The organism is Nocardioides sp. Root190, assembly GCF_001428565.1.
Classification (GTDB): Bacteria; Actinomycetota; Actinomycetes; order Propionibacteriales; family Nocardioidaceae; genus Nocardioides.
The window spans coordinates 241852-254732 of the sequence record NZ_LMIA01000001.1 but is presented as its reverse complement, the minus strand read 5'-3'; the positions used below and the strand labels follow the sequence as shown (position 1 = coordinate 254732).

General features: G+C 69.3%; 13 protein-coding genes. 5 read left to right on the top strand and 8 right to left on the bottom strand.

The annotated features are described in order from the left end of the window. Window positions 1-22 precede the first annotated feature (22 nt). From ASE01_RS01200 to ASE01_RS01185, 4 genes are all read right to left on the bottom strand, one after another. Complete coding sequence (locus tag ASE01_RS01200) at window positions 23-700, bottom strand: methionine ABC transporter permease (RefSeq protein WP_056747979.1); 678 nt, start codon at window positions 698-700, stop codon at window positions 23-25. Continuing rightward, the gene (locus ASE01_RS01195) at window positions 700-1731 is read right to left on the bottom strand and encodes a methionine ABC transporter ATP-binding protein (protein ID WP_056747977.1); all 1032 of its coding nucleotides are present in this window, start codon (window positions 1729-1731) and stop codon (window positions 700-702) included. Before ASE01_RS01195 ends, ASE01_RS01200 begins: the two co-directional genes overlap by 1 nt. 10 nt (window positions 1732-1741) lie before the next feature. Then, the gene (locus ASE01_RS01190) at window positions 1742-2710 is read right to left on the bottom strand and encodes a MetQ/NlpA family ABC transporter substrate-binding protein (protein WP_056747975.1); all 969 of its coding nucleotides are present in this window, start codon (window positions 2708-2710) and stop codon (window positions 1742-1744) included. A gap of 430 nt (window positions 2711-3140) precedes the next feature. Beyond that, window positions 3141-4031 carry a hypothetical protein gene (locus ASE01_RS01185; protein ID WP_157537031.1) on the bottom strand — a complete coding sequence of 297 codons (891 nt, stop codon included), beginning with the start codon at window positions 4029-4031 and terminating at the stop codon, window positions 3141-3143. Between the two features lie 105 nt (window positions 4032-4136). On the opposite strand from ASE01_RS01185, the gene ASE01_RS01180 reads away from it, so the two are divergent. After that, the gene (locus tag ASE01_RS01180; RefSeq protein WP_235535820.1) at window positions 4137-5738 is read left to right on the top strand and encodes an MDR family MFS transporter; all 1602 of its coding nucleotides are present in this window, start codon (window positions 4137-4139) and stop codon (window positions 5736-5738) included. Continuing rightward, window positions 5735-6202 (top strand): MarR family winged helix-turn-helix transcriptional regulator, encoded by a 468-nt coding sequence (locus tag ASE01_RS01175; RefSeq protein ID WP_056747969.1) that lies wholly within the window; start codon window positions 5735-5737, stop codon window positions 6200-6202. Before ASE01_RS01180 ends, ASE01_RS01175 begins: the two co-directional genes overlap by 4 nt. Window positions 6203-6299: 97 nt before the next feature. On the opposite strand, the gene ASE01_RS01170 is transcribed toward ASE01_RS01175, so the two are convergent. Together ASE01_RS01170 and ASE01_RS01165 are read right to left on the bottom strand one after the other, a co-directional pair. Then, window positions 6300-7886: a glycoside hydrolase family 13 protein gene (locus ASE01_RS01170; RefSeq protein ID WP_056747968.1), complete on the bottom strand. Its 1587-nt coding sequence runs from the start codon at window positions 7884-7886 to the stop codon at window positions 6300-6302. Further along, entirely contained in the window at window positions 7883-8587 is a 705-nt protein-coding gene (locus ASE01_RS01165) for a hypothetical protein (RefSeq protein WP_056747966.1), read from the bottom strand. The genes ASE01_RS01170 and ASE01_RS01165 overlap by 4 nt, the downstream gene beginning before the upstream one ends. An 83-nt stretch (window positions 8588-8670) precedes the next feature. Between ASE01_RS01165 and ASE01_RS01160 the strand changes: the two genes are divergently transcribed. Then, on the top strand, window positions 8671-9357 hold the full coding sequence (locus ASE01_RS01160; RefSeq protein ID WP_056747963.1) for a metal-dependent transcriptional regulator: 687 nt from the start codon (window positions 8671-8673) through the stop codon (window positions 9355-9357). Between the two features lie 94 nt (window positions 9358-9451). On the opposite strand, the gene ASE01_RS01155 is transcribed toward ASE01_RS01160, so the two are convergent. After that, window positions 9452-10294 carry a Sir2 family NAD-dependent protein deacetylase gene (locus ASE01_RS01155; RefSeq protein ID WP_056747960.1) on the bottom strand — a complete coding sequence of 281 codons (843 nt, stop codon included), beginning with the start codon at window positions 10292-10294 and terminating at the stop codon, window positions 9452-9454. Window positions 10295-10445: 151 nt separating this feature from the next. Beyond that, window positions 10446-10712, bottom strand: a complete 267-nt coding sequence (locus tag ASE01_RS01150; RefSeq protein WP_056748562.1) for a DUF2277 domain-containing protein — start codon at window positions 10710-10712, stop codon at window positions 10446-10448. 505 nt (window positions 10713-11217) lie between these two features. On the opposite strand from ASE01_RS01150, the gene ASE01_RS25530 reads away from it, so the two are divergent. Both ASE01_RS25530 and ASE01_RS25525 read left to right on the top strand, forming a co-directional pair. After that, entirely contained in the window at window positions 11218-11382 is a 165-nt protein-coding gene (locus ASE01_RS25530) for a helix-turn-helix domain-containing protein (RefSeq protein ID WP_082587109.1), read from the top strand. Continuing rightward, on the top strand, window positions 11318-11647 hold the full coding sequence (locus ASE01_RS25525) for a WhiB family transcriptional regulator (protein ID WP_157537029.1): 330 nt from the start codon (window positions 11318-11320) through the stop codon (window positions 11645-11647). The genes ASE01_RS25530 and ASE01_RS25525 overlap by 65 nt, the downstream gene beginning before the upstream one ends. The last annotated feature ends 1234 nt before the right edge of the window (window positions 11648-12881 follow it).

The window sequence follows — 12881 nt, the reverse complement described above, 5'->3', positions numbered from 1 at the left end:
ATTCGTCAGGTACGACGGGGGATCAGCGGCGCAGCACCTTGCGGGCGAGCTGGTTGCCGGCGACCTGGATCACCATCACCATCGCGACGAGCACGAGGATCGCGGCCCACGTGACGACCTGGTCGAACTGGCGGAAGCCGAAGACCTGCGCGAACGAGCCCAGACCACCGCCGGCGACCACGCCGGCAATGGCGGTCATGTCGACGATCGCGACGAAGGCGAACGTGTAGCCGAGGATCAGCGGCCCGAGGGCCTCGGGAACCAGCACGGTGAAGGTGATCCGGGAACGGCTCGCCCCCATCGCGCGGGCGGCCTCGATGACGCCGGGGCTCACCGTGACGAGGTTCTGCTCGACGATCCGGCTGATCCCGAAGGTCGCGGCGATCGTGATGCCGAAGGTCGCCGCCCAGATGCCGATCCCGGTGCCCACGACGTGGCGGGCCAGTGGTTGCAGGGCTGCGACGAAGATGACGAACGGGATGGGCCGGAAGAAGTTCACCAGCACGTTGAGGACCACGAAGACCGGCCGGTTGGCGAAGAGTCCGCCCCGGCGGGTCAGGTAGAGACTCAGGCCCACGGCCAGGCCGAGCACGCCAGCCAGGACCAGCGCGATGGAGGCCATCACGAGGGTCTCGCCGGCCGCCTTCCAGAACTGCGACTGCAGGTCGCCGAGGCGGGTGTCGATCGCGAGCAGGTCCATCAGTCCACCTCCGTCCAGGCCACGGTCGGCTCGATCTCGGCCAGCGCGGCGTCGATCGCCGCGTCCTCACCGGTGAGGGCGAGGGTCAGGTTGCCGAAGCTGCTGCCCTGGATCTCCTCGATGCCGCCGTAGACCAGCTCGAAGCCGACGTCGCGCCGCAGGAACGCGGCGAACGCCTCGGACTGGCGGATCGAGGTGGTGCGGAACGCGAGGCGCACCAACCGGCCCGGGTGGTGCTCGCGCAGCGCGGCCGTCACCGTGGCGTCGGGGAGGTCGTCGATCACCGTGCCGACGAAGCGGCGCGTGACGGCGTGCTCGGGGTCGGCGAAGACGTCGAGGACCGGACCGGTCTCCACGATCCTGCCCTTCTCCATCACCGCGACGCGGTGGGCGATCCGTCGTACGGCGTCCATCTCGTGGGTGATCAGCACGATGGTGATGCCGAGCTCGCGGTTGACCTTCGCGAGCAGGTCGAGCACGTCGCGGGTGGTCTCCGGGTCCAGGGCGCTGGTGGCCTCGTCGGCCAGCAGGACGTGCGGGTTGGTGGCCAGGGCGCGCGCGATCCCGACCCTCTGCTTCTGGCCGCCGGAGAGGTCCGTGACATGGGCGTGCGCCTTGTCGGCGAGGCCCACGAAGTGCAGCAGCTCGGAGATCCGCTGCTGCTGCTCGGCCCGGCCGACGCCGGCCACGGTCAGCGGGAAGGCGAGGTTGCCCCACACGGTGCGGGACTCCATCAGGTTGAACTGCTGGAACACCATCCCGATGCCGAGCCGCAGCTCGCGCAGCGCCCGCTCGGAGAGGGTGGTGACGTCGACACCGTCGATCACCACGCTCCCCGAGGTCACGGGCTCGAGGGCGTTGACGAGGCGGACGAGCGTGGACTTCCCGGCGCCGGAGTAGCCGATGATCGCGAAGATCTCGCCCTTCTCCACACTCAGGTCCACCCCGTCCACCGCGCGGTGGACGGGGTCGCCGCGACGTGCGCCGGGGAACTCCTTGACCACCCCGCGCAGCTCGACCAGTGCCGTCACTTCTGGACCGTCACTTCTGGTCGCGGATCTGCGCCTCGACGTCGCGCAGGCTGGCCTCGAGGTCGGCCTGGCTGATCGTGACGAACTCCGCCGTGTCGCCGGACGCCTCGTCGACGCCGTCGAGGACGGCCTGGGTCTGCTGGTAGACCTCGACGAGCCGGGTCAGGACGGCGTTGTCCTTGTCCTCGGCGCGGACGGCGAAGATGTTGACGTACGGGATCGCCTTCGGGTCGCTCGGGTCGTCGACCGCGATCGCGTCGGCGAAGGTGAGACCGGCGTCCTCGACGAAGTCGTTGTTGACGATCGCCGCGGCCACGTCGGGCAGCGAGGTGGCGGTCAGGTCGGCCTGCAGGGCCTTGACCTTCACCCGCGACGTCGCGGTGTCCACGTCGGCGACGGTCGAGAAGATCGAGCCGCCGTCCTTCAGCTCGATCAGGCCGGCCGACTGGAGCACGAGCAGGCCCCGGGCCTGGTTGGAGTCGTCGTCGGGCACGATCACGGTCTCGCCGTCGGGGATGTCGGCCACGTCGTCGTACTCCTGGGAGTAGAGGCCGAGCGGGTAGATCGCCGTCGAGCCGAGCGGGACGAGATCGTCGTCGTTGGCGACGTTGTACTCGGCGAGGTAGACGATGTGCTGGAACTGGTTGGCGTCGAGCTCGTCGGCCGCCAGCGCCGGGTTCGGCAGCGGGTACGACGCGAAGTCCTTGATCTCCAGCTCGATGCCGGCGTCCTTCGCGCTCTGCTTGAACGTCTCCCAGTAGGGGTCGCTGGCGCCGACCGTGCCGAGCACGACCTTCACCGGGTCGTCCGCGGACAGCTCCGTGCTGGCGTCCTTGCCGGTCGCGCGCGGGGCGTCGTCGCCGCCGCGGGCGATGAAGAAGATCGCCACGCCGATCAGCGCGAGGACGACCACGCCGATCGTTGCGAGCAGGGGGAGGCGGGACTTCGGCGCCTCGATGAGTGGGGTCTGGTCCGACATCGGCTTCCTGTCTTCCTTGTCTGGAGGGCGCGACGGTCGGTCGCGCGCGGTGGGGGCCGCGAAGGTCGTCCGCGGAGTTGTCGACCTTAAGGCCACTGGTTCGCTAGACATTCCCGGACGGAAGGGTCGGGTTGGTCACAGCGGGCAGTCGGACCTTTCCGAACCTCCGCTGGAAGGTTCCCGGGAAAAAGCCGTTGTGCGCCGGTCGAGGCCGATCTACCGTTGTCCCACACGGGAAAGGAGGTGGTCCGAAGAATGATTTCTCATCGGATGCGTGAGGTGGCTGCTCGCTAGCAGCCCGCAGTAGGAACTCCGGCTGCGACGCGAATCCAACAGCAGCCACCCGACCCGCAGGTGAGTCCGGACCATCCACCGGACGGGGCTCGTCCGAGCCACTCCTGCGGGTCGCTGCTTTTTCGTGCGCCGTTCCTCATGTTGCGCAGTCGAGGAGGTCGTCCGCCTCGGTGAGCAGGCTCCACTGAGCGGGCCATCGCCGGACGGAGGTGAGCGCGCCCATGCGGAACTCCCGAGCCCGGTGCAGATCCGTCGAGTCAACAACTCCCCTCGCCGCCACCACGCTGAGCATGTCGGCGTACTGATGGGTGGCCTCGGTCAGGGCGAGCCAGTCCTCCCGGTCTGCTTCGCTGGTGTCGTCGGGCAGCTGTCTGGTGGCACTGATCTCCTCCAGCAGGGCCAGGGCTCTGTGCCGCAGGCGCTCGTTGATCAGACGGACGCGCGCGACGGGCCGGGCCTCCTCGGGGCCGAGGGGCAGGAGGTGGCGCAGAGCCGGGATGGCCCGGGACAACTTGCGCGCTCCCCACTTGAGTTCGCGCAGGTCCCACATGCGGGCCCCGGCCCACCCGCGGACGGCTGCGGTGAGCGTGGCGTCCTTGGGGTACTGGTCGATGTCGAGGCTCGCACCTGCCCGCGCCAGCCAAGCAATGGCGAACTCGTCGATGTGGATGCCGTCGGTCGCGGGATCCTCTGCGTCGAGGTGCTGCTCGACGGAGACAGAGACATGGCATCCACGCTCCGACAGCTCGTGCGCACGATCGGCGAGGTCGTAGCCCAGGTCGCGCAGTGCCATCGAGAGACCATGGCAGCCGCGGTGGACGACGCGGTCGAATTCCAGCTCGAGCCTCCACGCCGCGGAGCTACGGGGTGGGGCGCCCGGCTGGAGCAGCGGGTCACCGACATCGCGCGAGCGTTCCCGGTCGGGCTCGCGCCCCAGCGCGTGAGTGATCTCGGCGAGACGGAGGTCCCGGCTGAACACCTCGAGCGCTGCGCGGAAGTCGGGATGCTCGTCCGAAGGGTCGCTCACCACGCCATGGTTGCGGGGTGCTGCCTTGGGTGCACCTCATTTGCGCAAGTGTCTCCCGCGTCACAACAAGTTGCCCACGTCAACCATTCAGCATATGGTTGACGCATGGCAACCATTCCTCCGGCAACAGCCGAACCGGGTCAGATGACCCACCGCGAGATCATGGAGGCCCTGACCGGGCTGCTCCTGGCGATGTTCGTGGCCATGCTCTCCAGCACCGTGGTCAGCAACGCCCTTCCCGCGATCGTGACCGACCTGAACGGAAGCCAGACCGGCTACACCTGGGTCGTCGTCGCCACCCTGCTCACGATGACCGCGACCACCCCGATCTGGGGCAAGCTCGCTGACCTGTTCAGCAAGAAGCTGCTCGTCCAGGCGGCCCTCATCATCTTCTCCATCGGCTCCGTGATCGCCGCCGTGGCGCCCAGCATGAGCGTGCTCATCGGTGCCCGCGCGATCCAGGGCCTCGGTGTCGGCGGCCTGACCGCCCTCGTCCAGGTCGTCATCGCCTCGATGGTCTCCCCGCGTGAGCGCGGTCGCTACAGCGGCTACATCGGCGCGGTCTTCGCGACCGCCACCGTGAGCGGCCCGCTGCTCGGCGGCCTGGTCGTCGACAGCCCGCTCGGCTGGCGCGGCTGCTTCATCATGGTCCTGCCGGTCGCGGCGATCGCCTTCGTCGTCCTGCAGAAGACGCTGCACCTGCCGGTGGTCAAGCGCCAGGTCAAGATCGACTACGTCGGCGCGACCCTGATCATGGCGGGCATCAGCCTGATCCTGGTCTGGGTGAGCCTGGCCGGCACCAACTTCGACTGGATCTCCGCCACGTCCTTCGCCCTCGTCGGCGGCAGCATCGTCCTGATCGGCGCGGCCCTGTGGGTCGAGGCCCGGGTCGCCACTGAGCCGGTCATCCCGCTGCGCCTGTTCCGTGACCGTACGACGGCGCTCGCGACTGCGGCGTCGGTGATGATCGGTGTGGCCATGTTCGGCGCGACGGTCTACCTCAGCCAGTACTTCCAGCTCGCTCGCGGCATGAGCCCCACCGAGGCCGGCCTCATGTCGATCTCCATGGTCGGCGGCCTGCTGGTCTCCAGCATCGTCAGCGGCCGGATGATCAGCACGACCGGTCTGTGGAAGCGCTGGCTCGTCGGCGGCATGGCCCTGGTCATCGTCGGCATCACCCTGCTGGGCACCATCGACGCGCACACCAACCTGTGGGTCGTCGGGCTCTTCATGGCGATCGTCGGGGTCGGCCTCGGCGCGACCATGCAGAACCTCGTCCTGTCGGTGCAGAACAACACCGCGCCCGAGGACCTCGGCGCCGCCAGCTCGGTCGTCGCGATGTTCCGTTCGATCGGTGGCTCCGCCGGTGTCGCCGCACTCGGTGCGGTGCTCGCCCACCAGGTCACGGGCAGCGTGAAGGACGGTGTCATGAGCCTGGTGAAGGCCGGGAAGGTCACCCCCGAGCAGCTCGCCGACATGCAGCACTCGACCGGCGACATCCCTGACCTCGCCAGCCTGCCGCTGCCGATCAGGTCGCTCTACGAGAACTCGTTCGGTGACGCCGTCGGACACCTGTTCGCCGTGTCGGTCCCGTTCACGATCGTCGCCTTCCTCTGCATCCTGTTCATCAAGGAGGTCCCGCTGCGCACCAGCAACGGCCCGGCCGTCCAGCCGTCGACGGAGGACGAGCTGGAGTCGGCCCGATGAACGCCGACACCGTCCTGTCCCGTGCCGACGGCCTGCGCGAGCTGGAGGGCGAGATGGCGGTCCTGCTCCGGCGGGTGCGGAGGGTGCTCGGTGAGCGGGCCCGGGCCGTCCATGCCGACCTGCTCCCGGCGTCGTACCTGATGCTGGGCTACGTCCGCGACCACGGACCGGTGCGGGCCTCGGTGGTGGGCACCGTGTTCGACATCGACAAGGGCGCGATCAGCCGTCAGGTCCAGCACCTGATCGACCTCGGCCTGCTCGACCGCTCGCCGGACCCGGCCGACGGCCGGGCCACCTTGCTCACGGTCAGCGCGGAGGCGCTTCGCCGGCTCGAGGAGGTCGCCGACCAGCGCCGCCTCCAGCTGGCCGAGCGACTGGGGGACTGGTCCGCGGACGACCTCGCCGGCTTCGCCGCCTCCCTGCGCCGCTACAACGACGCGCTGGGGACTGAGTCGGACCGCTGACGCGACCCACTCGCGATGCATCGGCTGCGGTAGTCCCGGGTCAAAAGCACCGTCCGCACGGCGTGTCGGGGTGCTTTTGGTCAGGGACTACCGTCGCTCAGCGGATCCAGGCGGCCGTGTCCGGCGGGAGTACGTCGCCGGGCAGCGGTCCGCTGCTGATCAGGACCTCGCCCTCGGGCAACGCCGCGGGATAGGTCCCTGCGTTGAGGACGACGGTGATGCCGGCGCGGCGTACGACGAGCACGTCGCCGTCGGACTCGGCCACCGTGGTGTCGTCGGCGCCGCGGAAGACCTCGCGACGGGTGGCCAGGGCGCGGCGGTAGAACGCCAGCGTCGAGTCCGGGTCAGCCGCCTGGGCCTCGACCGTCAGGTCGCCCCAGCCCTCGGGCTGCGGGATCCACGGCTGGGTGCCGTCCGCTCCGCCGAAGCCGTACGGCGGCGCGGTGCCCGACCACGGCAGCGGAACCCGGCAGCCGTCGCGACCCGGCTCGCCGGTCCGGAACCATGACGGGTCCTGGCGTGCCTCGGGTGGCACCTCGACCTGCTCCAGGCCGAGCTCCTCGCCCTGGTAGAGGTAGGCGGAGCCGGGGAGCGCGAGCATGGCGAGGGTCGCCGCACGGGCGCGGGCGAGGCCGGACGGTCCGCCGCCGTACCGCGTGGGGTGGCGCACGACGTCGTGGTTGGAGAGCACCCAGGTCGGGGCCGCGGCGGCCGCGGAGACCGCGGCGATCGAGCCGGTGATCACCTCGGCGAAGTCCGCTGCCGACCACGGGGTGCTCAGCCAGCCGAAGTTGAAGGCCTGGTGCAGCTCGTCGGGGCGGATGAACTCCGCCATCGACTCCGCCGTCTGGGTCCACGCCTCGGCGACCGCCATCCGGTCGCCGTCGTAGGAGTCGAGCACGCGGCGCCAGCGCCGGTAGACGTCGTGGACCTCCGGCTGCTCCCACATCGGCTCGTCGCGCACGACCCGCTCGACCATCGACTCGGCCTGCTTGCCCGCGGACTTCTCCGGGAGCACCTGGTCGCGCAGCGACTCCTCCTTGTACAACCCGTGCGCCACGTCGACCCGGAAGCCGTCGACGCCGCGGTCCAGCCAGGAGCGCAGGACGCCCTCGAACATGTCGCCGACCTCCGGGTTGCGCCAGTCGAGGTCGGGCTGGGTGCTGTCGAAGAGGTGGAGGTACCAGGAGCCGTCGGGCAGCCGGGTCCACGCGGGGCCGCCGAAGATCGACATCCAGTTGTTGGGCGGCTCGCTGCCGTCGGCGCCGCGGCCCTCGCGGAAGAGGTAGCGCGCCCGCTCCGGCGAGCCGGGGGCGGCCGCGAGGGCGGCCCGGAACCAGGCGTGCTGGTCCGAGGTGTGGTTCGGCACCAGGTCGACGATCACCCGCAGGTCCAGCGAGTGGGCCGTCACCAGCAGGGTGTCGAAGTCGGCGAGCTGGCCGAACAACGGGTCCACGTCGGAGTAGTCCGCGACGTCGTACCCGTGGTCCTTCTGGGGCGAGGTGTAGAACGGCGTGATCCACAGCGCGTCCACCCCGAGCTCACGGAGGTGGGGCAGGCGCGAGGTGATGCCGGGCAGGTCCCCGATGCCGTCGCCCGGGGAGGGCAGGCCGTCGGCGAAGCTGCGGACGTAGACCTGGTAGACGACGGCGTCGTACCACCAGGGGGTGGGCGAGGTGGTCATCGGAACTCCTCCGGGTCGATGGCGATCCACACGTGCTCGGCCGTGGCGACCACCTCGTCGCGCGGTCCGTACAGCGTGGCAGCCGTGAAGGTCTTGCGTCCATCGATGCGACGCTCCTCACCCACGACGACGTAGCGCTCGGACGTGCGCGGCAGGGTGTGCACCTGGAGGGTGATCCGGCCCAGCACCGAGGGCCGTCCCTCGAGGTCGCTGGACCAGCCACCGCTGCAGTCGAGCGCGGCCCAGACGAGGGGGACGGTGCTCTCGTACGGCGTCCAGGTGGCCGCGACCCGGCGATCGGCCGCGGGACCCACCGGGCCGGCGAAGATCCGCAGGCCGTCGCCAGGCCTCCGGTCGGTGCCGCAGACGAAGCAGCCGGGGAACGGATGGGCGCGGTGGCCGGCGTACGACGCCTCCGCCAGGGCGGCCTCGGCGACCGGCACGGGGGCGACGGGGGTGAGGGCCTTCTCGGCGTGGACCGCGTCCGCGACCGTGCGACCGTCGTGGCTCAGCGTCGCGCCGCCGGCGGTCTCGGTGACCGGCATCGGCACCTCCAGGGGAGGCGGCATCCGGAGCGTGACGGTGACCGCACGCCCGATCGCCTGGTTCGGCAACCGGGCGGCGAGGGCGCCGGAGACCCACCCGCCGTTGCCGGAGCGGGGTGGGCCGTTGAATCGGCGGGGCACGGTCAAGGAGGTCACCCGGCCAGCCTGCCAGCCCGCTCCAGCGTCCGGCGCGCGCTCCGGGCGTGCCGTGGCTACGGCCGATGGGACACAATGGGTCCGTGAGCGATCTCATCGACACCACAGAGATGTACCTCCGCACGATCTACGAGTTGATCGAGGAGGGCATCGTCCCGCTGCGGGCCCGCATCGCCGAGCGCCTGCACCAGAGTGGACCGACGGTGTCGCAGACCGTGGCCCGGATGGAGCGCGACGGCCTCCTGACCGTCGAGGGCGACCGCCACCTCGAGCTGACCGACGACGGCCACCGCCTCGCGACCCGCGTGATGCGCAAGCACCGCCTCGCCGAGCGCCTCCTGACCGACGTGATCGGTCTGGACTGGGAGCTCGTCCACGAGGAGGCGTGCCGCTGGGAGCACGTCATGTCGGAGACGGTCGAGCGCCGCCTGCTGGAGCTGCTGGACCACCCCACCGAGTCGCCCTACGGCAACCCGATCCCCGGTCTGGAGGAACTCGGCGAGGAGAAGATCGGCGAGAACTTCATGACCGACGTCGAGCCCCTCTCCAAGGCGGCCACGACCGACAGCACCCGCGCCCTGGTCCGCCGCATCTCCGAGGAGATGCAGAAGGACGAGGCGCTGATGAGCGCCATGCGTCGGGTCGGCGCGCTGCCGGACAAGACCATCACCATCCAGGCGACTGCGGACGGCGTGCTCGTCGGGTCCGGTGGCGAGACGGCCGAGATCTTCCCCGAGGCGGCTGATCACATCTTCGTGAAGAGGCTCTGAGTTCTCGGCAAGACCTCACCAAGACTTCTGCGGTTTGGGACCAAACCGCAACAATTCGGGCCTCGGACCTGCAGTTCCTGCCCAATCGGTGAGGTCAGCTGGCGGCGTGGGCGGCCCGGTGTCGGGCGTCCCGCAGCGCCGTCAGCCACTCGCTCGTGCCGGCCTCGACCTTGTACGACGCGAGGTCGTCGCCCCGCGTGATGCCCCGGTTGACGATCACGACCGGCGTGCCCTGCTTGGCGGCGCGGCGCACGAAGCGCAGCCCGCTCATCACCGTCAGGCTCGACCCGGCGACCAGCAGCGTGCCGCCGGTGTCGGGGAGCGCCTCGACGGCCGCGTAGCAGCGCTCGACCCGCGGCTTGGGAACGCTCTCCCCGAAGAACACCACGTCCGGCTTGAGCGGTCCGGCGCAGTCGGAGCAGGACGGAACGACGAAGTCGGCGGTGTCCTCGAGGTCGACATCGCCGTCGGGACGCGCCTCGACGTGGACGTGGCGCCGGGCCCAGCCGGGGTTGGCCGCTTCGAGTCGCTCCTGCAACGCGGCCCGGGATGTCGTACGACGGCAGGTCAGGCACACGACGTCGGCGATGCGTCCGTGCAGGGCCAGGAGGTGGGGAGTGCGGACGGCTTCGTGGAGTCCGTCGACGTTCTGGGTGATGACCAGTCCCGCGCCGAGCGCCGCGACGGCGAGGTGGCCGGCGTTGGGGTCGGCGCGGCGCATCCGGGACCAGCCGAGATGGCTGCGGGCCCAGTACCGCTGCTGCGCGCCCGGACCCGAGACGAACTCCTGGAAGGTCATCGGCATCCGCACCGGTGCTCCGGGGCCGCGGTAGTCCGGGATGCCGGAATCCGTCGACAGTCCCGCGCCGGTGAGCACGACGAGCGGGCCGGTGGCGCACTGGTCGAGTGCGGCCTCCTCGGCCCCGACGGGTCTCACGTGACCAGCGTACGGCGGGGCAGGTGCGCGCCCGGTGTCGTCGCCTGTCGCCTCAGCAGTCACAGCGGTCAGGGAGTTCCTGCGCTTGTCAGGCGTCGCACACCCTGACAAGCGCAGGAATCCCGGGATGTCCGGGGATCCATGCCACGGCTCACCCGTACCTGACCTTCGCCCGCTCCCGCGCCTTCTCCGCCTCGACCTCACGGTTCTTCGGCGGAGCGGTGGTCACCAGGTCGTCGAGCAGGTGCCGGGTGATGTGGGCGATCTCGGCCACGGCCTTGTCGAAGACGTCCTGGTTGGCCAGGCTCGGCTTCGTCGCGCCGGCGACCTTGCGGACGAACTGCAGGGCGGCTGCCGTCACCTCGTCGTTGGTCGCGGGCGGCTCGAAGTTGTTCAGCGGTCGGATGTTGCGACACATGCGATCACCGTACGCCGCACCGCCGACCACTCGCCTCCGTCGCCCGCAGCCGCCCTCCGTCAGTCCCGCAGCCGCCGGTCTCACAGCTCGAAGAACTGATTGCCTATCTGATCGGGGACGCTCGATTCTCGTTGATTGGGCCTCTGACCTGCGAAAACTCATCGCGATGAGGGTCGTCGTCTGGCGACGCTCGTCGCCCCTCTGTGGCCCAGATGTGTCCCAGGGGTGACCTCAGGAGGCAGGATCAGATGGACCAATACACAGCACGACGTGAGTTCGCCGCTCGCAGGAGCGTCGACACGATGAGGGCGCTCGTGCGTCGAACATCCACCTCGTGGTTGTCAACCCGCCAGTTGGCTGGAGAAGTCGCGATCGATCGGCTGAACCGGCCGGTCCGAGTCGAGCGGGTCGTCTTGGCAGGAACACCGTCGTGACGAGAGATCATTCCGAAGCCACGGGACCGGACTTTGAGAAGACGAACGCGCACGCTGACATCGAACCCCTGATGCTGGTTGAGGAGGCCGCAGCCATTCTGCGCGTGGCCCCTGACTGGTTGTATCGCGCCGCTCGCGCGGACCGTATTCCGTCAGTCCGAATGGGACGCAATGTCCGGTTCCGACCTGAGGACATCCGTGAACTGCGTGATCACGGCCTGGCGTTCGATGAGTAGCCGACACGGAATCGCAGTCCGTCCAGCTGCGGCCTTGGCGCGCGAAAGGACGACATCGTGGCGGTTCTCCGAGGATGTGGCGTGGATGCGTGACGGGGCGTGTGTGGGTGCAGAGACAGCGCGGTTCTTCGGTTCCGGGTCGGGCGGGCGTCTCTCGATGAAGGGACTACCTTGCCTGGAATGCCCGGTAGCGCCGGAATGTGAGCGCTACGCCTCCAAGGAGGGCCTGAGTGGAATCTGGGGAGGGCGCTACTTCTCACTCTGACGTGGTGCGAACCTCGCTGAACGTCGCCCACCTGTCGCGAACGCCGCTCAACCCACCATTCGGCTTCACGAACTCCATGCGAGCTCGCGATGCGTAGGTCCGGAGCCTTGCTGCTTCGACCACGCGGTGCTTGGTTGGTGCTTGCCTCAACGCCCGTTAGTGCGACGACCAACGCGTGGTTCCGGGTGCAGCGCGAGGCGCGAGGGGGCCGGTAGGAGCAGTTACGACGTGCTTCCGATCAGAGTCAGATACAACTGGGTCCGGGGTGGATGATTGGCCTTTCGGCCCTGAGGTCGACGGGACCGGCAGTGTTCGGTCGGCTCGGCGCCGCAGGTAGGGCACGAGACAATGCGGACGAGCCCGCGGAGGGCTTCACGTTCCTCCGGGGCCTTGCTCGGCTGCCGCCCCTCTCTGAGTGCCCGTTCACGGTTGAACACCCTCCGCCTGGACTCGTGCATCGCTGCTCTTCCCCGGCCATCGCGCTCGGTGCACCGCGACTTGGGCGGAGCGCCGCAGGTGGGACAGGTCAAGGCGTGAGGTTCGGGGGTCAGTGTGACCTTCATCAGGAGTCCTCGTATCGGTGGAAGCGACGTGGGCCAACCGGTCGCCGGCCCTTTTTCTAATCCTGAGTCGCAGGTCAAGGGCGTTGCTACCTGCGCGTGTGGAACGAGCGAAAGTGATGCGATACGCGTCGCTGCCTGTTGAATCGACCTCCTAAACAGAGGAGGATTTTCTACGTGCCATAGCGGCACGGGCTCCCTCCGGGAGTGGCGGGGATCGCAAGACCCGCTGGCCTAAGAACACCGGAGACCTCGTACTCACTCCCGGTCAGATCCGGACGGCTCCCGAACCCCCGCGCGATGCGTGACCGTGGGGGTAGGGGGCCGTTTCCAAGCCGTTTCCTGGATCTAGCTCTGGTCAGGATGGGCACCGAAGTATCGCTCGACGCGAGAGAAGATCCGCACGCGCGAGGATCGAAGTCGCCGATCTACCCGTTGCCCACAGCGCGATTGTGGGCGCCTACGCTTGTCAACGCCCGTTACAACGAGGCCCACGAAGGCGCGGCGCCGTAGCGCCCTCTTGGCGCTCGATGGAATCTCTCGCACTCAGGCCCCGGTGTGAATCCGGGCCACTGTTTGCTCTCGGCCAAGGGCCGGGCCCCGGTGTGGTTGACGCTCGCGTGAGGCTCGACAGGCAGTCGCTCATCTCAACCGTCGCAGCTCGGCGGCCTCAC

Coding starts and splice junctions, on each gene's coding strand:
- ASE01_RS01200 (WP_056747979.1), bottom strand. CDS start 700: ATGGACCTGCTCGCGATCGACACCCGCCTCGGCGACCTGCAGTCGCAG.
- ASE01_RS01150 (WP_056748562.1), bottom strand. CDS start 10,712: ATGTGTCGCAACATCCGACCGCTGAACAACTTCGAGCCGCCCGCGACC.
- ASE01_RS01175 (WP_056747969.1), top strand. CDS start 5,735: ATGAACGCCGACACCGTCCTGTCCCGTGCCGACGGCCTGCGCGAGCTG.
- ASE01_RS01190 (WP_056747975.1), bottom strand. CDS start 2,710: ATGTCGGACCAGACCCCACTCATCGAGGCGCCGAAGTCCCGCCTCCCC.
- ASE01_RS25525 (WP_157537029.1), top strand. CDS start 11,318: ATGTCCGGTTCCGACCTGAGGACATCCGTGAACTGCGTGATCACGGCC.
- ASE01_RS01170 (WP_056747968.1), bottom strand. CDS start 7,886: ATGACCACCTCGCCCACCCCCTGGTGGTACGACGCCGTCGTCTACCAG.
- ASE01_RS25530 (WP_082587109.1), top strand. CDS start 11,218: ATGCTGGTTGAGGAGGCCGCAGCCATTCTGCGCGTGGCCCCTGACTGG.
- ASE01_RS01180 (WP_235535820.1), top strand. CDS start 4,137: ATGGCAACCATTCCTCCGGCAACAGCCGAACCGGGTCAGATGACCCAC.